Here is a 19,025-nt window from a genome sequence, read left to right as displayed (position 1 = left end):
TCAGGGCTCGGCAGGCTTGGTCAGGGCTGGATGGTCAGCCCCGCAGCCGCCTGCGGCCGGAATGGTTCGATGGCGCGACAGGCGCTGCGGTGGTGGTGACGCCGGAAAGGGCTCAGGGCTGGCGCGGCAGGCGGCGCCGCGGCAGGTCGGGGCGCGGATGGACGGCGCGCGCGGTATCGACCAGCCGGTACATGCGGAAGCGCTCGTCGCGGTCCGCGGGGCGGCGGCCTTCCCAGATCAGCCGCCACTCGAAATGCGAGATATTGCCCGGCTCGCCATAGTCGACCGCGTCATGGCGCAGCAGCACGTCGCAGCCGTCGTTGGGGCCGCCAAAGCGGATATGGCCGAAATAGGCGAACGACGCCAGCTGCGCATCGCCCATGCGGATCGGCTGGACGCACTGGTAGGCAGGCGGCAGCGCCATCGCCGCGGCCTGGGCCACGTCGCGGTAGGTCTTGCCGTAGTTGATCGAGGGCAGCCACAGCGTCATTGCCATGACCCACATCAGGGTGGTGCCGGCGGCGGAAATCACCACCGGGCGCCAGATCTGCTTGGGCGCGCGCGACAGCCGCCAGCGCACGATCAGCACCCACGCGACCGTGGCCGCCAGCGCGAACACCACCGCGGCAATGGTGAACTCATGCTGGTAGCCGGGCAGCTGGCGGAAGACGTTGCGTGCGATGCGCGGCGGCCAGCCGGTGGTCTTGGCGATCCACATGAACCAGACCGTGCCACCGAAGATGGTGAAGAACAGCAGCGCGAACCAGTCGATCGCGTTGATCACGCCGCGCGCCAGCGTGGGCAGCGCGAATGCGGCCAGCACGGCCATCGGCGGCAGCAGCAGGATGAACTGCACGTCGCCGGCACTGCGCTGCAGGAACAGCAGCACCAGCACCGGCAGCAGCAGCGCCAGCGGCGCCGCCACATGGGGGGCGCGGCGCATGCCGGTCCACGCGATCCAGGCCCAGCCCGCGATCGGCCAGACCGGCCACGTGTACAGGAACAGGTTGCGCACGTTGAAGCCGAAGGTCGCCACATTGGGCGAGCCGTAGCTGCGGCGGTCATAGCGCGACCATTCGCGGATGAAGGTCACCGCCTCGTTGCGGTCGGCCGCGCCGAAGTAGGCGGCCGCCAGCCACGCCGACACCATCAGCAGCGCCAGCGGAATGCCGATGGCGGCCAGGCGCCGCCACGGCAGCGGCTTGCACACCAGTGCGCAGACCGCGCTGCCACCCAGCAGCGCCAGCGGCAGCAGGGGCCCGCTGGCCAGCGCCAGCCCGCCCAGCGCGGCACCATAGACCAGGCTGCCCTGGATGGGCTTGTCGAGGCTGCGCACCATGCCGTACAGGGCCAGTGCGATAAAGGCGACCTGGCCGACCTGCGGCGTGGTCTCGTGCCCGCGCATGGCCAGGCCCACGCAGGCCAGGAAGATCAGCAGCGCGCCGTCGGCCAGCGTGCGGCCGTAATCGCGCGCGTTGGGCTGGCCGCCGAAGGCATAGGCAAATGGCTGGACCTCGTCGCGCCGGCCCAGCAGGTAGGTGGTGTACCAGATGCAGGCGCAGGTCGCGAAGAAGAACAGCGCCGTGGCCAGCCGCGCGGCGTCGGCCGCGCCCAGCCAGCTGCCGAAGCCGCGGATCATCAGCGCGCCGATCCAGAACACCAGCGGGCCGTCCTCGCTGTACGGGCGGCCGACGATATTCGGCATCAGCCAGTCGTGCAGGTTGCCGGTGGCCAGCTGCCACATCACGCCAAAGCCGGCGGCGTCCTCGTTCTTCCACGGGTCGCGGCCGAACAGGCCGACCAGGCCATAGATGATGCAGATCGCCAGCAGCAGCGCGCGCGGCAGGGCGCCGGTCGCGGCAGCGGTCAACTGGACGGGGGAGGTATTGGCTTGACGCATCGATGCTCAGGTCGGGCGGTGGCGCAATGGCGCGAAGGCCACAGTATCGCGCATGCGGCGGCCGCGCGGGCCGTGGCATGGCGTGGAAGCCTCACGGGGTGTGGGGTAAATCCAATGAATGCGGCGGTACCGGTCGTGGTCCGGCACAAAAGCAAAGAGGCAGCCGATGCTGCCTCTTTGCTGTTTCGCACAGGCCCCGGAGCATCTGTCCGCAGGCCTTGCGAAGCGGGGTTCGCTGAAAGCGATTTACTTCGCAGCCTTGCCCAGCTTGTTGCCGAACTTCTGGCGGAACTTTTCCACGCGGCCGGCCGTGTCCATGATCTTCTGGGTGCCGGTGTAGAACGGGTGCGATTCCGACGAGACTTCGATCTTGGCCAGCGGGTATTCCTTGCCGTCCTTCACGATCTTGTCCTTGGTCTGGATGGTCGAGCGGGTGATGAAGCTGAAGTCGCTGGACATGTCCTGGAACACGACTTCGCGGTAATTCGGGTGAATGCCTTCTTTCATGATGAGTCCTTTCTGGTTGGGTAGCCAGTCCGTTGCAATCCGCTGTTCTCCGCCGAGGGCGAGAGCGTGCATGGCGCGGCGACGAACGAACCACTTGCCGGTAACGGGCAAACCGGGATTATGGCAGAAAAACAAATACTTGGGGAAGAGGCTGCGCCACGCGAGGCACAGAAAGTGTTGTGCATGAATATGGCAAAAGCATCACATGGAGGCCGGGTCCTGGCGATAGAAGGCGGCCAGCGACTGGTATACAACCGGCCAGTGCCGCGCCAGCCCGGTCGGCTCGACAAAAAATGCCTCTGACGTCACGGCAAAGAACTCGCTCGGCGCCTCGGTCCCATATGGGTCGATGATGCGCAGCGCCGGCGGCAGCCGCTCCGGGTGCTCCCAGTCGGCCTCGTCGCGTGCCTCCCAGGACTCGGCAAAGCGGTCGTACTCGGTCAGGAAGGTCTCGGCCCAGGCTTCCGCGTCGATGTCCGGGTGCAGCACGCGCGAGAAGGGCGGCACGCCGTCGGGCTCGCCGTCGAGCATGTCCAGCTTGTGGGCGAACTCGTGGATGACCACGTTGTAGGTATCGGCCGGCAGTTCGTGGTCGCTGTCGATGCCGGCCCCGGGGGTGTGCACGTCGGGCCAGGACAGGATCACCGGCCCGTGCTCCCAGGCCTCGCCGCTGGCTTCCTCGACCACGCCGTGCACCAGGCCGATCTCGTCCTGCACGGTCCGGCGGATGATGAACTCGCCCGGGTAGAGCACGATGCCGTGCCAGCCCCGGTACCAAGGCAGCCCCAGCTTCAGGATCGGCACGCAGGCCTGCACGGCAACGCTGGCCACCATGTCGTCGGCCAGCGGCAGGTCGTGCGCGGTGGAGTATTCCTTGTCGGCGATGAACAGCGTGGCCAGTTCGCGCAGCGCCGCCAGGTCTTCGCTGCCGTAGCGCTGCACGAACGGCAGCGTGGCGACCGTGCGCGCCCACAGCGCATCGGGGATGGCGTAGTGTTCCAGCTTGCGGGCCCGCGAGCGGGTGCGCAGGAATGAGGTCAGTTTGCCGAGCATGGGCGTAGCGCGGTGCGCTGTGAAATGGTCCGGCAACAAAAAAGGTCGGGCAACAAAAAAGGCGTGCCGTGGCACGCCTTCCTGTCCGCCTTGCGGCGATGCTGCGTTGACGCTGCAGCGAGGGCTCAGCCGCCTCTGCGCATCATATCGAAAAACTCGGCGTTGTTCTTCGTGGCCTTCATCTTGTCCATGATGAATTCCATCGCCTGCACTTCATCCATGTCGGAGATGAACTTGCGCAGGATCCAGATCTTCTGCAGGATTTCCGGCTTGATCAGCAGCTCTTCGCGGCGCGTGCCCGACTTGTTCAGGTTGATCGACGGGTAGACGCGCTTCTCGGCCAGGCGGCGTTCCAGGTGCACTTCCATATTGCCGGTGCCCTTGAACTCTTCATAGATCACGTCGTCCATGCGGCTGCCGGTTTCGATCAGCGCGGTGGCGATGATGGTCAGCGAACCGCCTTCTTCCAGGTTGCGCGCGGCACCGAAGAAGCGCTTCGGGCGCTGCAGCGCGTTGGCGTCCACACCACCGGTCAGCACTTTGCCCGAGGCCGGCACCACGGTGTTGTAGGCACGCGCCAGACGGGTGATCGAGTCCAGCAGGATCACGACGTCGCGCTTCAGTTCGACCAGGCGCTTGGCCTTCTCGATCACCATTTCGGCAACCTGAACGTGGCGGATGGCCGGTTCGTCGAAGGTCGACGCAACCACTTCGCCGCGCACCGAACGCATCATCTCGGTCACTTCTTCCGGGCGCTCGTCGATCAGCAGCACGAACAGGTCCGCTTCCGGATGGTTGTTGGCAATCGCGTGGGCGATGTGCTGCAGCATCACGGTCTTGCCGGACTTGGGCGACGCCACCAGCAGCGCACGCTGGCCGCGGCCGATCGGCGCGATCATGTCGATGATGCGGCCGGTGATGTTCTCTTCAGCCTTGATATCGCGTTCGAGCGTGAGCGGCCGGTTCGGGTGCAGCGGCGTCAGGTTCTCGAACATGATGCGGTTCTTGACCGCTTCGGGCGGCTGCCCGTTGACCTTGTCCACCTTGACCAGTGCAAAGTAGCGTTCGCCGTCCTTGGGCGTACGCACTTCACCCTCGATCGAATCGCCGGTGTGCAGGTTGAAGCGGCGGATCTGGGACGGACTGATGTAGATGTCATCCGTGCTGGCCAGATACGAGGTTTCGGGCGAGCGCAGGAAGCCGAAGCCGTCGGGCAGCACCTCCAGCGTGCCGTCTCCAAAGATGGTTTCGCCCATCTTGGCGCGCTTCTTCAGGATCGCAAACATCAGTTCCTGTTTGCGCATCCGTTGTGCGTTGTCGATCTCGAGCGTAGCCGCCATTTCGAGAAGCGCAGACACGTGAAGCGATTTGAGTTCTGTCAGGTGCATAGACGAGGGGTACAGATGGGCCCGGACGGGCGAGACCTAAAGGGAAGGGGGGAAATGAGCGAACGCTCGGGGAGTTGTTGGTGGCATCTTAGCACAATCCGACCGGGCCGCCAGGATGTGGCGCACGCACGTCGGATCGTGACAAAACCGGGACCGTGGGTCAGGTCCCGGCGCGCAGCTTACAGGTTGCCGTCGAGGAAGGCGGTCAGTTGCGACTTGGACAGCGCGCCGACCTTCTGGGCCGCGACCGCGCCGTTCTTGAACAGGATCAGCGTCGGGATGCCGCGGATGCCGAACTTGGCCGGCACCTGCTGGTTTTCATCGACATTGATCTTGGCGATCTGCAGCTTGTCGCCATAGTCCTTGGCGACTTCGTCCAGGATCGGCGCGATCATCTTGCAGGGGCCGCACCATTCCGCCCAGAAGTCGAGCAGGACGGGTTTGTCGGACTGGAGGACGTCAGCATCGAAGGAGGCGTCGCTCACATACTTGATTTGTTCGCTCATGGCGGAAAACCTCTGGTTTCGCTCTGTTTATGTTGAAGGCTGGAGACTTCGGAGGGCCGAACCGTTACCTTACACGAGATTGCGCGGACCCGTCGGGCTGCCTCCGCAGCCCGCAAACAGGCCGTGGGGGCCGCTGCCGCGCCCGGTGCTGCCGATATGTTACCAGTTTGCCGATTTTCAAGACCGGCCTGGCAAACACTCGAAAGCGCGCCGGCACGGAAATGATTCTGCTGCAATCGGAGGATTCATTGAAATGCTTATTTTCTATGGCGCCGAGAGATTCGGGTAATCGCTTGCGGCGTGCGGGAGGGTGTGTCATAGAATGCACTTGTGCGCGCCGCGCGGTGCCGATTGAGTGTGGCGTGCGCGTAGAATAGAAAGCGGTCCGCAGGCGGCGCCAGCGGACCAATCTTGCATCCTGCGCCACTGACTAGGTCATCGACATGAACACCGATCCCCGCAAGCCTTCGCAGCCCGAGCCCGAGCCCGGCCAGGCGCCGGACGTGGACCACCTGAGCGATGCGCTGGACCATATCAGCAGCGCCGTGGAGACCAACAGCATCGCCAGCGGTGCCGCACGCGGCCTGGTCTACAGCATCATCGAGACCCTCGGTACCCTGGTGGGCGACCCGGACCTGCCCGAGCATGCGCGCTCCGGCTATGAGGGCCTGCTCGAGACCGCGCGCGAAATCCGCGCCCGGCTGGAAGGCGGTTCGGACTGAGCCGGTTCCGCCTGCCCTGCATCACACTTGCCGCCAGCCGCCCAGGCCGGCGGCGCCCGTATTGTTTCCGTTGCATCCTGACGCTTTCGCCGACCGACGCAGTTCGCGCAGCCATTCCGGGCTGCGCCCCACGCGCCCATGACGTCGCTACGTTTCCGCCCTGGCCCTGATTTCCTCGACCAGGCGGCCACGGCTGCCTGGTATTTCCTCGACCGCTGCGGCGCGCCGGAGGCGGGCGCGCACGTGGTCGTGCCCACCGCGGCGCAGATCCCGGGCGTGCGCCAGGCACTGGACGCCGCCGCGCGCGCGTCGGGCAGCCCGCGGCTGCTGCCGCGCGTGCTGACGCTGGGCCACTGGCTGCTCGACCTGCCGCCCGAGGGCGCCCCGGTGCGCAGCCCGGCCGCACGCCTGCTGGCCGTGCAGCAGGCGGTGCGCGGGCAGGATTGGCTGCGCCGCGCCTTCGGCGCCCAGAACGAGACCGCCGCATGGGGCCTGTCGCAGACGCTGCTGTCGATCTGCGACGAGCTTAACGCGCGCTGGCTCGAAGACGCCGCCATCCGCGACGATGACGAGATCGACGGCGACGATCGCGCCGGCCTGCTGCAGGGCGCGCTGGAACGGACCTATTCGCATCTGTCCGAGCGCTTCCTCGGCGAAGAGGCGCGCATCGTGCTGGCATTCTGGCAGGCGCTGTCCGGCCCGGACGATCCGCTGCCGGCGCGGCGCCGCGCCTTGCGCGAGCTGTCGCAGCAGCTGCGCGGCCCGGTGATCTGGATTGCCCCGACCCCGCCCACGCCGCTTGAAGCCGCGTTCCTGCGCGATGCCGCCGAGTTGGTGCCGGTGCTGCAGGTCGGCTATGACTGGACCGGGCAGGGCGAGAGCGATGCCGACTGGTACCAGACCCTGCTGGCGCTATGGCCGGAAGCAAGGATCGTCGATGATGCCGAAGCCGTCGCCCCCGCGCCGGCCATGCCTGCGCTGCCGCCGCAGCGTCCGTCGATCCGCGTGGTCGGCAGCGCGCGCTTCGAGGATGAAGCCGCCGCGGCAGCCGCGCAGCTGGTGCAGTGGCTCAATGAAGGCCGCCGCCAGGTGGCGCTGGTCGCGCACGACCGCGTGGTGGCGCGGCGCGCCCGTGCCCTGCTGGCGCGCGCCGGCGCACCGGTGCGCGACGAGACCGGCTGGAAGCTTTCCACCACGCGCGCGGCCGCCGCGCTGATGCGCTGGTTCGACCTGTTGGTGCGCGACGGCGACACCGCTGCGCTGCTGGACCTGCTCAAGAGCCCGTTCTGCCTGCCGGAGGTTGCCGGGCGCGGCGCGGCCATCGCGCTGCTGGAGCGCCAGGTGCGGCGCGAGGGCATCACCGGCGGCTGGGCGCGCCTGCGCCAGCTGTTCGGCCACGCACCGACCGCGGCGCAACAAGCTGCCACGGAAGACGAGGATGCCGCCGAAGCGCCGCGCCACGCCGCGCACGCGCTCATCGCCGTGCTCGCCGACGAGGCGGCGCGCTGGCCGCGCGGCCTCGCGCAGCATCCGCTGGCAACCTGGCTGGAACGGCTCGACGGCATGCTCGACGGCCTCGGCATGCGCGCAGCGCTGGCCGCGGACGATGCCGGCAGCCAGCTGCTCGATGCGCTGGCGCGGCTGCAGGAGTTGCCGCTGGACGAGACCGGCGGCCATGCCACGCTGTCGCAGGGCGAGTTCCGCGCGATGCTGTCGGCGCTGCTGGAATCGGTCGCCTACAAGGAGCCCTCGGCCAGCGGCCCGGCGCGCATCACCATCCTGCCGCTGAACGGCGCGCGCATGCGCCGCTTCGAGGGCGTGGTGATCGTCGGCTGCGATGACGCGCAACTGCCGTCCAGCGCCGCCGAGCTGATGTTCTTCTCCAACCAGATGCGGCGCGAGCTGGACCTGGAAGACCGCGAGGCCCGCTTTGCGCAACAGGCGCGCGACCTGGCCGAGGTGCTGCTGAACAACGACGACGTGGTGCTGACCTGGCAACGCTACGGCAGCCGCGGCGAGCCGCATCATGTGTCGGGCTGGATCGAGCGCCTGGCGGCGTGCTGCGCGCGCGCGGGCGTCAGCATCGAAGCTTCCGCCGCAGCACAGGCGCACGAGACCTTTGCCGATCCGCAGGGCATGCCGGCGCCGGCGGCGGAGCCCGCGCTGGTGCCGGTGCGCTGGAGCGCGCAGGCCTACAACATGCTGCGCCGCTGCCCCTACCAGTTCTTCGCCGGCCGCATGCTGGGCCTGGCCGGGTTGGAGACAGTCAGCGACGAGCTGGAGAAACGCGAGATCGGCGAACACCTGCACCACGTGCTGCTGCGCTACCACAAGGACCTGCAGGCGCGCCGCGAGCGTGGCGAGACGCTGGCGGAAGACCGGCGCCTGGCCCGCCTGGCCGAGATTTCCGAAGCCGTGTTCGGTGCGCTGATGGCCGAGGACGGCAATGCCATTGCCTACTACCGGCGCTGGCGCGAGGTGATGCCGTCGTATGTCGCCTGGCAATCCGCGCGCGAGGCCGAGGGCTGGTTCTGGCGCGGCGGCGAGCTCGACGCCGGCATCGACCTGCCGATGCCCGACGGCCAGCCGCTGCGCCTGACCGGGCGCATCGACCGGCTTGACCAGGGCCCGGGCGGGGCGCATGCCGTGCTCGACTACAAGACGCAGAGCGCCACCCGCCTCAAGCGCAAGCTGGCCGAGGTCGGGGAAGACTGCCAGCTGCCGTTCTACGGCCTGCTGCGCGCCGATGCGGCAGCGGGCAGCTGGGTATCGCTCGAAGGCGCGCGCGAGGGCGCAGCGGCGGCGCAGCGCGAAGTCGGCCTGCCCGATTTTGAAGCCGCCGTCATCTGGCTGGAACGGCAGATGCGCGACGACGTCATGCGCCTGCGCCAGGGTGCCAGGCTGCCGGCCTTCGGCGATGCCTCCGCCTGCCTGTATTGCACCGCCCGCGGCCTGTGCCGCAAGGGCTTCTGGGAATCCACCGCCGTGCCGGCGCTGACATCATGACGCCCCACGATCCGCACCACGTCCAGCCTTACCAGCGCGACGGCGAGCCCGTTTCCGAGGCCGAGTTCACGCGCGCCGCCTGCGATCCCGCGCGCTCGGTGGTGGTAGAGGCCTGTGCCGGCAGCGGCAAGACCTGGCTGCTGGTGGCGCGGCTGGTGCGCCTGCTGCTGGCCGGCGCCGCGCCGCACGAGATCCTGGCCATCACCTTCACGCGCAAGGCCGCCGAAGAAATGCGCGACCGCCTGCTGGAGGTGCTGGCACAGATGTCGCGCGACAGCGATGAAGACGTGGTCGCAGCGCTGGTGCAGCGCGGCCTGACGCATGACGCCGCGCGCGAGGCGCTGCCGCGTGCGCGGCGCCTGCATGCGCAGGTGCTGGCCGCGCCCGGGCGCATGGCCATCGATACCTTCCACGGCTGGTTCGGCACGCTGCTGCGTGGCGCGCCGCTGGCCTCGGGCATCGTGCCGGGCGCGGCGCTGCGCGAAGATGCGCTGCGCATGAAACGCGAAGCCTGGGCCCCGGTCTGGCGCGCGCTGGCCACGGAGCAATACACCGACTTGCGCGCCGCGTGGGAAACGCTGGTCGATGCCGTGGGCGACTTCCAGGCACGCGCGCTGCTGGACGCGATGTTCCATGCCCGCAGCGAATGGTGGGCGATGCAGGAGGGCGGCGACCCGCTGCAGGCGCTGTCCGACTGCCTGGGCGAAGACGCCCGGGGCGACGTGCTGCTGCAGGCGCTGTCCGACGAAGGCTGGCGCGATGCCTGCGAGTCGCTGGCGCTGCGCCTGGGCGCGGCCGGCAAGACCGAGCAGACCCACGCCGCCCGCATCACCGATGCGCTGATGGCGATCACCGCGTGGCGCGAAGCGGGCGCGGCGCCCGGCAAGCCCGCCGAACGGGCGTTCGCGCAGTTGCGCGCCGCGTTCTTCACCACCACCGGCGGCCCGCGTTCGCTGCGGCGCACCGCGGCGCTGGTCAAGGCCGCCGGCGGCGAAGGCATGGTCGATGCGTTGCTGGACGAGCATGCCTCGATCTGCGCCATGCTTGACGACATCAGCGCGCGTTGTTGCGAAGCCGCGGTGCTGGCGATCAACCGCGCGCTGTTCTGCATCGGCGATGCCTTGCTGACGCGCTACCAGCGGCACAAGGACGAGCAGCGCGCGATGGACTTCGCCGACCTGGAATGGCAGGCCGCGCGCCTGATGTCGGACGAAGAGACCGCCACGTACCTGCAGGTGCGGCTGGACGCGCGTTACCGCCATCTGCTGCTCGACGAGTTCCAGGACACCAACCCGCTGCAGTGGCGCATCCTGCAGGGCTGGCTGGCCGGCTATGCGGGCCTGGGCGAGCGGCCGACGGTGTTCCTGGTGGGCGATCCCAAGCAGTCGATCTACCGCTTCCGGCGCGCCGATGCACGGCTGTTCGGCGCGGCCGGCGAGATGCTGCGCGATACGTTCGGCGCCACCGTGCTGCGCACCAACCGCACCCGGCGCAACCGTGCCGAAGTGCTGGACTGGGTCAACGCCGTGTTCGACACCGCACGCGCCGAGGGCCGCTATCCGCTGTACGCGACCCAGACCACGGCACTGGCCGGAGGCAACGGGCCGGTCTGGCTGCTGCCGCTGGTGGAGCCCGAGGACAAGGCCGAAGACGCCGTTGACGATGGTGCAGAGGACAAGTCCGCCGAAGCCGCCTCCGCCCATCGCGACACGCTGCTGCAGCCACGCCGGCAGGCCGGCGATTCGCTGCGGCTGGAAGAGGGCCGGCGCGTGGCCGCGTGGCTGCGCCTGGTGCGCGACACCGTGCCGGTCCATGAGGGCGGCGAACAGCGCCCCGCGCGCTGGAGCGACATGCATCTGCTGGTGCGCCGCAAGACCCATCTGGCTGACTATGAGCGCGCGCTGCGCGAGGCCGGCATCCCGTGCCTGAGCCCGCGCCGCGGCGGCCTGCTGGCCACGCTCGAGGCGCTGGACCTGTCGGCGTTGCTGGCGTTCCTGATGACGCCGGAATCGGACCTGGATCTCGCGCACGTGCTGAAGAGCCCGCTGGTGGGAGCGACAGACGACGACCTGCTGGCGCTGGCCCGGATCGAAGGCGAGGGCGGCTGGTGGGCACGCATCGAGTCAGGCGGCCTGCCCGAACACGTATCCGATGCGCTGCGCGAAGGCGTGCAGCGCTTGCGCCAGTGGTTGCGCGTCGCGCCGCACCGGCCGGTGCATGACCTGATTGACCAGATCTTCCACGGCGGCGAAGTGCGGCGCCGTTATGCCGAGGCCGCGCCGCCGGATATCCGCGAACAGGTGCTGGCCAACCTCGACGCCTTCCTGAAGCTGTCGCTTGACCTCGACGGCGGGCGCTATCCGAGCCTGCCGAAATTTATCGACGAGCTGCAGGAAATCCGCCGCGGCGACGAGGGCGAAAGCCCCGATGAAGGCGGCATGGGCGAGAGCGCCGAAGACGTGGAGCCGGCCGAGGACGATCCGGCGTTTGCCGGCCTCGACGCGGTCCATATCCTGACCGTGCATGCGGCCAAGGGCCTGGAGGCGCCGTTCGTGGTGCTGCTCGATGCCAACCACAGTGAGCCGGCCGCGGACCGGGGCGGCATCCTGGTCGACTGGCCGCCGTCGTCGCCGGTGCCTCGGCATTTCTCGGCCTACGGCAAGCGCAGCGAGCGCGGGCTGGCGCGGGCGCCGTTGTTCGAGGCGGAGGCGGCGCTGGGCGAGCGCGAGAACTGGAACCTGCTGTACGTGGCCATGACGCGCGCGCAGCAGGGCCTGCTGGTCAGCGGGGTCAAGGGCCGTGCCAGCCGCAGCGGTTCGGGCGAGGGCAATGCCGAGATCGCCGGCAGTTGGTATGTGCGGCTGCAGGCCGCAGGCGTCGGCGAGATGGTGCCGGCCTATCCGGGCGAGCTGGCCGATGCGCAGGACCAGGCTCCGATGCCCGCGCGCCTGAGCGAGCCGGTGCGCTTTACCGACTTCCGGCTGCGCTATCGCGATGCGGCGGATGCGCGGCAGGGGATCGGGTTTGAAGAAGAGGGCGAGGCCGAAGCCGAAGACGAGTCCGACGGCATCGTCTTCAACGCTGCGGCCGCCCGCCACGGCGAGCTGGTGCATGCCTTGCTGGAACGCCTGACGCGCTATCCCGAAGCCTTTGCCGGCGTGCCGGGGATCGACACCGTATTGCGCTGGTTCCCGCTGACGGGCGCGCACACCGGGGCGGCACGGCAGGCGTGGCGGCAACAGGTGGCGCAAGCGCTGGAGGCGGTGGCTGCGATGCTGCGCGCGCCGGCACTGGCGCCGTTGCTGGGGGCGGGGGACGCCCGCAGCGCGCGCAATGAAGTCGAACTCTATGACGCGCGCGGCAGGCTGCTGCGTATCGACCGGCTGGTGGAGTTCGACGACCGCGTGGTGATCGTCGACTACAAGCTGCGGCTCCTGCCGCAGGAGCATGAAGCCTACCGCGCGCAGCTGGGCCGCTATGCGGCCGCGCTTGCGCCGATGTTCCCGGGCAAGCGTATCGAGGCCGGCGTGGCCACCGCGGACGGCGAATGGATTCCCGCCGAGCGTCTGGCGCCGCCGATGCCGCAGCAGGGCTCGCTGTTCTGACGGCTGGCGTGGCACCCGGACAGGGTGCCAGAATCGGCGCAAAATGGGATATGCGGCGCGCGCGCTCGTGGCCCGGCTGTACTAAAGTGACAGGGACTGCGCTGCAAACGACTCGTGCGTGCGGAGATAGCGGGAGGGGTACGGCAGGAGGGGTGTGAGGTGGACGAGCCTGGCCCTCGGCACTGGCGGAAAACGGCTGTGGCTGCTTCGTTCCCGACCTGACCAGGTTGACCGCGCCACCATGCGAGGAGGCCCGTCCGAGCGGCATTGTACCCCAGACCGCGATACCGCGGAGAAATTGCGTTGAATGCCCTTTGCAGTGGTGGGTCATTGCCCGCGGCAAATGCGTCGGCTTGATCTGGCGCAGGTAACGCGGGCCGCGGCGGCCCGACCATTCACCGACCCAGACCGTGGTGAGCCAATACATGAACGCAAACGACCAGATCATTCGCGGCGCCCTGGCGCCGCAGGAAATCTCCACCGAAGTCCTGATCGAGAAATACGCCAAGGGCGAAGAGCGCAGCATTGCCGATGTCAGGCAACGCGTGGCGCGCGCGCTGGCCCAGGCCGAACCCGAGGACCAGCGCGAGGCCTGGAGCGCGCGCTTCCTGTGGGCGCAGGAAAACGGCTTCGTGCCGGCCGGACGCATCAACTCGGCGGCGGGCACCGGCATCCAGGCCACGCTGATCAACTGTTTCGTGCAGCCGGTGGGCGATTCGGTGTCGGAGCCGCGCGAAGGCCGCCCCAGCATCTACACGGCGGTGGCGCAGGCCGCCGAAACCATGCGCCGCGGCGGCGGCGTGGGCTATGACTTCTCGGCGATCCGACCGGCCGGCGCGCTGGTGCGGGCCACGCATTCGCGCGCCTCGGGGCCGGTGTCGTTCATGAAGGTGTTCGACGCATCGTGCGCCACCGTGGAATCCGCCGGCGCGCGCCGCGGCGCGCAGATGGGCGTGCTGCGCTGCGACCATCCGGATATCGAGAGCTTTATCCACGCCAAGGACAAGGGCGACCTCAGCAACTTCAATATCTCCATCGGCGTCACTGACGCCTTCATGCAGGCCGTGCAGGCCGACGGCGAGGTCGAACTGGTGCATGAGGCCGAGCCGGGTGCCGACATGATCGCCGCGGGCGCCTATCGCCGCGACGACGGCCAGTGGGTGTACCGGCGCGTGCCGGCCCGCAACCTGTGGGACCAGGTCATGCAGGCCACCTACGACCATGCCGAGCCGGGCATCCTGTTCCTGTCGCAGATCAACGCCGACAACAACCTTTATTACTGCGAGCGCATCGAGGCCACCAACCCGTGCGCCGAGCAGCCGCTGCCGTCCTATGGCTGCTGCTGCCTGGGCTCGATCAACCTGACGCGCTTCGTGCGCCAGCCGTTCTCGCCGCAGGCCGAATTCGATTTCGATGCCTTTGCCGAAGTGGTGCGCGTGGCCACGCGCATGCTCGACAACGTGCTCGACGTGACCTTCTGGCCGTTGCCCGAACAACAGGCCGAGGCCCACGCCAAGCGCCGCGTCGGGCTGGGCTTCCTGGGGCTGGGCAGCGCGCTGGTGATGCTGGGCCTGCGCTATGACACCGAGCCGGCGCGGCAGCTGGCGGCGCGGATCTCGGAACGCATGCGCGACGATGCCTACCTGGCGTCGACCGAACTGGCGGTGGAGAAGGGCGCCTTCCCCCTGTTCGATGCCAACGCCTACCTGCAGAGCGGGTTTGCCGGCCGGCTGCCCGAACGCTTGCGCGATGCCATTGCGCGCAACGGGCTGCGCAATTCGCACCTGCTGTCGATCGCACCCACCGGCACCATCACGCTGGCCTTTGCCGACAATGCGTCCAATGGCATCGAGCCCGCCTTCTCGTGGACCTATAACCGCAAGAAGCGGATGCCGGACAACAGCTACCGCAGCTTCGAGGTGGCGGATCATGCCTGGCGGCTTTACCGTCACATGGGGGCCGACATGGCACAGTTGCCGGATGCCTTCGTCACCGCGCTGCAGATGTCGGCGCTGGACCATATGCGGATGCTGGAAGCGGTGCAGCCGTATATCGACACCAGCATCAGCAAGACCGTCAACGTGCCGGAGGATTATCCGTACGAAGCCTTCCGCAACCTGTACCTGGAGGCGTGGAAGGCCGGCCTGAAGGGGCTGGCGACCTATCGCCCCAATTCGGTGCTGGGGGCCGTGCTGTCAGTAGAGGCGCCGGCGGTGGCGCCCGCTGCCGTGGCCGACGATAATCCGTTGGTTCGCCCCTTCGGCAGCCGGCCGGTGGGCGACCTGGAGGGGGTGACGTCCAAGGTCGAATACCTGACCTACGAAGGCCACAAGACCGTCTACCTGACCGTCAACTTCATGCGCGTCGCCGGCGTTGCCGACGGCAAGCCGGTGGAGATCGAGCGCCCGGTGGAGTTCTTCATGCCGGCGGGGCAGCGCAGCGAGGGCCAGCAGTGGATCACCTCGACCATGCGGCTGTTGTCGATGGTGGCGCGCTCTGGCGGCTCGGTGGCCAAGGCATTGGCGGATATGCGCAACGTGGTGTGGGACAAGGGCACGGTGCGCTACGGTACGCTGCTGCGCCAGGACGGTACCGAGGTGCCGCGCTTCCATGACTCCGAAGTGGCCGCGCTCAGCTACGCGCTGCAGCGCATCCTGATCAAGCGCGGCTTCCTGGATGCCGAGGGCGGCCAGGTGCCGGTAGCCGCGCTGGCGGCCAGGCTGGCCCAGCGCGAAGGCGGGGGGCAGGCGCCGGATGCCGGGGCGGATCTCGCCAGCCCGGTCCGAGCCCCCGGCACCCCCGGTGTCGGCACCGGCAAGCCGTGTCCGGAGTGTGGCGCGCACGCCCTGCACAAGGTCGACGGATGCGCCAAATGCGCTAATTGCGGCTACGTGGGCGAGTGCGGCTGAGCCACGCCGCGGGCTGGTTGCGGCCACCGGAGCCAGCCCGCGCGGCGCGTGGCGAATAAAGACCGCGAGGTAGGGGCGGCGGCGGCCGGAGGGGGGCTGCATTTTGCTACAATCGCCGCCATGAGTTATCAAGTTCTAGCGCGCAAATGGCGCCCCAGGGATTTCACCACGCTGGTCGGCCAGGAGCACGTGGTCCGCGCGCTCACGCACGCGCTGGAACAGCAGCGGCTGCACCATGCCTACCTGTTCACCGGCACGCGCGGGGTCGGCAAGACCACGCTGTCGCGGATCCTGGCCAAGGCCCTGAACTGCACCGGCCCTGACGGCAACGGCGGCATCACCGCCCAGCCGTGCGGGCAGTGCAAGGCCTGCCAGGAGATCGACAGCGGCCGCTTCGTCGACTACATCGAGATGGACGCCGCCTCCAACCGCGGCGTCGACGAGATGGCGCAGCTGCTGGACAAGGCGGTCTACGCCCCGACCTCCGGGCGCTTCAAGGTCTACATGATCGACGAAGTGCATATGCTCACCAACCACGCCTTCAACGCCATGCTGAAGACGCTGGAAGAGCCGCCCGGGCACGTCAAGTTCATTCTCGCCACCACCGATCCGCAGAAGATTCCGGTCACGGTGCTGTCGCGCTGCCTGCAGTTCAACCTCAAGCAGATGCCGCCGGGGCATATCGTCTCGCACCTGGACCATATTCTGGCGCAGGAAGGCATCGGCCACGACGGCAATGCGCTGCGCCTGCTGGCCCAGGCCGCGCACGGCTCGATGCGCGATGCGCTGTCGCTGACCGACCAGGCCATCGCCTACAGCGCGGGCCAGGTCTCGGAAGACGCGGTGCGCGGCATGCTGGGCGCGATCGACCAGGGCTACCTGGTGCAGTTGCTCGATGCGCTGGCCGCCGAGGACGGCGCCGCCATGCTGGCGATTGCCGATGCCATGGCCGACCGCAGCCTGTCGTTTGCCGGCGCGCTGCAGGACCTGGGCTCGCTGCTGCACAAGGTGGCGCTGGCGCAGGCCGTGCCGGCCTCGGTGCAGGACGAATGGCCCGAAGCCGATGAGGTGCGGCGCCTGGCCGGGGTGTTCGACGCGCAGGAAGTGCAGCTGTTCTACCAGATCGCCAACCTCGGCCGCAGCGAGCTGGCGCTCGCGCCGGACGAGTACGCCGGCTTCACCATGACACTGCTGCGCATGCTGGCGTTCCGGCCGTCGTCTGAACCCACTACGGCGCAAGGGCAGGGCGGTGGTGCCGCGCCTGCGCGCCAGCGTGGTGCCGAAGCCGCGCAAACCGTTGATACCCGCCATGCGACGGCTGTGGCCAATGCCGCCGAACAGGCCAAGGCCGGTGCTGCGGCGGCCCCGGTCCCTGCCCCTATGCCCGCACGGGCGGTCCAGCCCGTGGCAGTGGCTGAACCCGCTGCCGCACCTGCCGCTGTCCCTGCATCCCCTGAAGCTGCGCCGGCACGGCCGGCCGCTGGCGCCGGCAACGGGGCAATGTCGCCCGCCGCCGCCGCGCTGGCGGCCGCCCGCCAGGCTTCCGCTGCCCGTGGGGGCGGCCGCAAGGCGCCGCCGCCGGCCATGGCGCCAGCGCCGGCTGCCGCGCCGCGCCCGCCGGCCCAACCCTTGCGCGCGCCCGGCGCGGCAGCCGTGAGCCGGCCGCCGGCACCGGTTGCGAAGGCGCCCATGCAGTCGCCGGCAGCGCCGGCACGGCCCGCCGCGCGCCAGGCGGAGCCGGAATCCGTGCCGCCCTGGGAGCTGGCGGGTGGCAGCGACGTGCCGCCGTGGGAAGAGCTGCCGCCTGACCTGCCGGTCATCGGCCCCTATGACAGCGATCCTGGCTACCGCGACAACGGTTTCAACGAACCGGCAGCGCGTGCCGCCGGGCCGCGCCGGGCGCCCGCGCGCGAGGCCGAGCCGGCGCGCGAGACCGCTCCGGTGCAGCCAGCCGCGGCGCCGGCAGAGTCCGCCAAGTTCGTCGCCCCGCGCCCGCCAGCAGCGGGCGAGGATGGCACCCCGCCGGCCTTCACCGGCGAATGGCCGGTGCTGGCCGCCGGCCTGCCCTTGAAGGGCCTGGCGCAGCAGCTGGCCTACCAGAGCGAACTGACCCAGGTGGTCGGACGTACCTTCCACCTGCGCATCCCGGTCGCGGCCCTGGGCGAGAACGGCGTGTCCGAGCGGCTGCAGCAGGCGCTGTGCGACCACTTCGGCGAGCCGGTGCGCGTGGTCTGCGAAGTCGGCGGGGTTTCCATCACGGCCGCGGCCGCCGATGCCGAGGCGCGCGCCGAGCGCCAGCGCCAAGCCGAGGCCGTGATCGAGGCCGATCCCTTTGTCCAGGGCCTGCTGCGCGATTTTGGCGGCCAGATCGTGCCGGGCTCGATCCAGCCGCGCGCCGCCTGATCCGCGGCCTGCGTTTGCTTTACCGAACTTACTTCACCGAATTTCTTACCGAATCCAGGAGCATTCCATCATGATGAAAGGTCAACTCGCCGGGCTGATGAAGCAAGCCCAGCAGATGCAGGAAAACATGAAGAAGATGCAGGAGCAGCTGGCCCAGATCGAGGTCGAGGGCCAGTCCGGCGCCGGTCTCGTCAAGGTGGTCATGACCTGCAAGAACGACGTCAAGCGCGTCACCATCGACCCCAGCCTGCTGGCCGAGGGCGAAGACAAGGACCTGCTGGAAGACCTGGTCGCCGCCGCCTTCAATGACGCCGTGCGCAAGGCCGAAGCCACCTCGCAGGAAAAGATGGGCTCGATGACCTCGGGCCTGCCGCTGCCCCCGGGCTTCAAGCTGCCGTTCTGAACGCCACTGTGAAGGCATCGTCCCCGACCTCGCTGCAGGCACTGGTCGAAGCGCTGCGGGTGCTGCCCGGCGTCGGGCCCAAGTCCGCCCAGCGCATGGCCTACCACCTGCTGCAGCACGACCGCGAGGGCGCGCGCAAGCTGGGCGATGCGCTGCGCGGCGCGGCGGACCATATCCGCCATTGCCAGCGCTGCAATACCTTCACCGAGCAGGAGATCTGCGAGACCTGCCTGGACGACCGCCGCGACGCCTCGGTGCTGTGCGTGGTGGAAACCCCGGCCGACCAGGTCATGATCGAGCAGACCCTGACCTACCGCGGCAAGTACTTCGTGCTGATGGGCCGGCTCTCGCCGCTGGACGGCATCGGCCCGCGCGAGATCCATCTTGACCGGCTGCTCGCGCGCGCCACCGAGCCCGAGCTGGGCGGCCCGGTCGGCGAAGTCATCGTCGCCACCAACTTCACCAGCGAAGGCGAGGCCACCGCGCACTACATCGGCGAAATGCTCAAGGCGCGCGGCCTCAAGGTGTCGCGCCTGGCGCGCGGCGTGCCGGTGGGCGGCGAGCTGGAGTACGTCGATGCCGGCACCATCGCGCGTGCGGTGATGGACCGCCGCAACCTCTGA

The 19,025-nt window shown here is 68.9% G+C and carries 12 protein-coding genes and 1 other RNA gene; 7 read left to right on the top strand and 6 right to left on the bottom strand.

Translation table 11 applies throughout. The features are described from left to right. Window positions 1–112 precede the first annotated feature (112 nt). The 5 genes from AC3WQZ_RS11465 to trxA all read right to left on the bottom strand — a co-directional run bounded on the left by AC3WQZ_RS11465 (window position 113) and on the right by trxA (window position 5,354). Complete coding sequence (locus AC3WQZ_RS11465; protein ID WP_058697196.1) at window positions 113–1,900, bottom strand: ArnT family glycosyltransferase; 1,788 nt, start codon at window positions 1,898–1,900, stop codon at window positions 113–115. A 246-nt stretch (window positions 1,901–2,146) separates the two neighbouring features. Continuing rightward, complete coding sequence (locus tag AC3WQZ_RS11460) at window positions 2,147–2,407, bottom strand: type B 50S ribosomal protein L31 (RefSeq protein WP_010814268.1); 261 nt, start codon at window positions 2,405–2,407, stop codon at window positions 2,147–2,149. Window positions 2,408–2,608: 201 nt separating this feature from the next. After that, window positions 2,609–3,460 (bottom strand): M90 family metallopeptidase, encoded by an 852-nt coding sequence (locus AC3WQZ_RS11455; RefSeq protein ID WP_010814267.1) that lies wholly within the window; start codon window positions 3,458–3,460, stop codon window positions 2,609–2,611. A 125-nt stretch (window positions 3,461–3,585) separates the two neighbouring features. Next, window positions 3,586–4,848, bottom strand: coding sequence for a transcription termination factor Rho (gene rho / locus AC3WQZ_RS11450; protein WP_010814266.1), 1,263 nt, complete (start codon window positions 4,846–4,848; stop codon window positions 3,586–3,588). A gap of 179 nt (window positions 4,849–5,027) precedes the next feature. Further along, complete coding sequence (gene trxA, locus AC3WQZ_RS11445) at window positions 5,028–5,354, bottom strand: thioredoxin TrxA (protein ID WP_010814265.1); 327 nt, start codon at window positions 5,352–5,354, stop codon at window positions 5,028–5,030. Window positions 5,355–5,797: 443 nt separating this feature from the next. On the opposite strand from trxA, the gene AC3WQZ_RS11440 reads away from it, so the two are divergent. From AC3WQZ_RS11440 to AC3WQZ_RS11430, 3 genes are all read left to right on the top strand, one after another. Beyond that, on the top strand, window positions 5,798–6,076 hold the full coding sequence (locus AC3WQZ_RS11440; protein ID WP_010814264.1) for a hypothetical protein: 279 nt from the start codon (window positions 5,798–5,800) through the stop codon (window positions 6,074–6,076). Window positions 6,077–6,214: 138 nt separating this feature from the next. Then, window positions 6,215–9,082 (top strand): PD-(D/E)XK nuclease family protein, encoded by a 2,868-nt coding sequence (locus tag AC3WQZ_RS11435; RefSeq protein ID WP_439668044.1) that lies wholly within the window; start codon window positions 6,215–6,217, stop codon window positions 9,080–9,082. Then, window positions 9,079–12,687: a UvrD-helicase domain-containing protein gene (locus AC3WQZ_RS11430; RefSeq protein ID WP_492298574.1), complete on the top strand. Its 3,609-nt coding sequence runs from the start codon at window positions 9,079–9,081 to the stop codon at window positions 12,685–12,687. Before AC3WQZ_RS11435 ends, AC3WQZ_RS11430 begins: the two co-directional genes overlap by 4 nt. 159 nt (window positions 12,688–12,846) lie before the next feature. On the opposite strand, the gene ffs is transcribed toward AC3WQZ_RS11430, so the two are convergent. Continuing rightward, window positions 12,847–12,945: signal recognition particle sRNA small type (gene ffs / locus AC3WQZ_RS11425), an RNA gene on the bottom strand. 167 nt (window positions 12,946–13,112) lie between these two features. On the opposite strand from ffs, the gene AC3WQZ_RS11420 reads away from it, so the two are divergent. The 4 genes from AC3WQZ_RS11420 to recR all read left to right on the top strand — a co-directional run bounded on the left by AC3WQZ_RS11420 (window position 13,113) and on the right by recR (window position 19,025). Continuing rightward, window positions 13,113–15,596, top strand: coding sequence for an adenosylcobalamin-dependent ribonucleoside-diphosphate reductase (locus AC3WQZ_RS11420; RefSeq protein ID WP_010814261.1), 2,484 nt, complete (start codon window positions 13,113–13,115; stop codon window positions 15,594–15,596). Window positions 15,597–15,716: 120 nt separating this feature from the next. Beyond that, the gene (locus tag AC3WQZ_RS11415; protein ID WP_492300562.1) at window positions 15,717–17,999 is read left to right on the top strand and encodes a DNA polymerase III subunit gamma/tau; all 2,283 of its coding nucleotides are present in this window, start codon (window positions 15,717–15,719) and stop codon (window positions 17,997–17,999) included. Window positions 18,000–18,069: 70 nt separating this feature from the next. Beyond that, window positions 18,070–18,402, top strand: a complete 333-nt coding sequence (locus AC3WQZ_RS11410) for a YbaB/EbfC family nucleoid-associated protein (protein WP_010814258.1) — start codon at window positions 18,070–18,072, stop codon at window positions 18,400–18,402. An 8-nt stretch (window positions 18,403–18,410) separates the two neighbouring features. Next, a complete protein-coding gene (gene recR / locus AC3WQZ_RS11405) occupies window positions 18,411–19,025 on the top strand; it encodes a recombination mediator RecR (RefSeq protein WP_010814257.1) in 615 nt (204 codons plus the stop codon).

This window comes from Cupriavidus sp. FW305-26 (assembly GCF_058787975.1).
Note: the sequence above shows the minus strand (reverse complement) of the source record. Positions and strands in the feature narration are given on the sequence as shown.

What these genes read in the sequence shown, in the direction of transcription:
- AC3WQZ_RS11435 (WP_439668044.1), top strand. Translation starts at nt 6,215, where the DNA reads ATGACGTCGCTACGTTTCCGCCCTGGCCCTGATTTCCTCGACCAGGCG.
- AC3WQZ_RS11440 (WP_010814264.1), top strand. Translation starts at nt 5,798, where the DNA reads ATGAACACCGATCCCCGCAAGCCTTCGCAGCCCGAGCCCGAGCCCGGC.
- trxA (WP_010814265.1), bottom strand. Translation starts at nt 5,354, where the DNA reads ATGAGCGAACAAATCAAGTATGTGAGCGACGCCTCCTTCGATGCTGAC.
- rho (WP_010814266.1), bottom strand. Translation starts at nt 4,848, where the DNA reads ATGCACCTGACAGAACTCAAATCGCTTCACGTGTCTGCGCTTCTCGAA.
- AC3WQZ_RS11415 (WP_492300562.1), top strand. Translation starts at nt 15,717, where the DNA reads ATGAGTTATCAAGTTCTAGCGCGCAAATGGCGCCCCAGGGATTTCACC.
- AC3WQZ_RS11455 (WP_010814267.1), bottom strand. Translation starts at nt 3,460, where the DNA reads ATGCTCGGCAAACTGACCTCATTCCTGCGCACCCGCTCGCGGGCCCGC.
- AC3WQZ_RS11465 (WP_058697196.1), bottom strand. Translation starts at nt 1,900, where the DNA reads ATGCGTCAAGCCAATACCTCCCCCGTCCAGTTGACCGCTGCCGCGACC.
- AC3WQZ_RS11420 (WP_010814261.1), top strand. Translation starts at nt 13,113, where the DNA reads ATGAACGCAAACGACCAGATCATTCGCGGCGCCCTGGCGCCGCAGGAA.
- AC3WQZ_RS11430 (WP_492298574.1), top strand. Translation starts at nt 9,079, where the DNA reads ATGACGCCCCACGATCCGCACCACGTCCAGCCTTACCAGCGCGACGGC.
- AC3WQZ_RS11460 (WP_010814268.1), bottom strand. Translation starts at nt 2,407, where the DNA reads ATGAAAGAAGGCATTCACCCGAATTACCGCGAAGTCGTGTTCCAGGAC.
- AC3WQZ_RS11410 (WP_010814258.1), top strand. Translation starts at nt 18,070, where the DNA reads ATGATGAAAGGTCAACTCGCCGGGCTGATGAAGCAAGCCCAGCAGATG.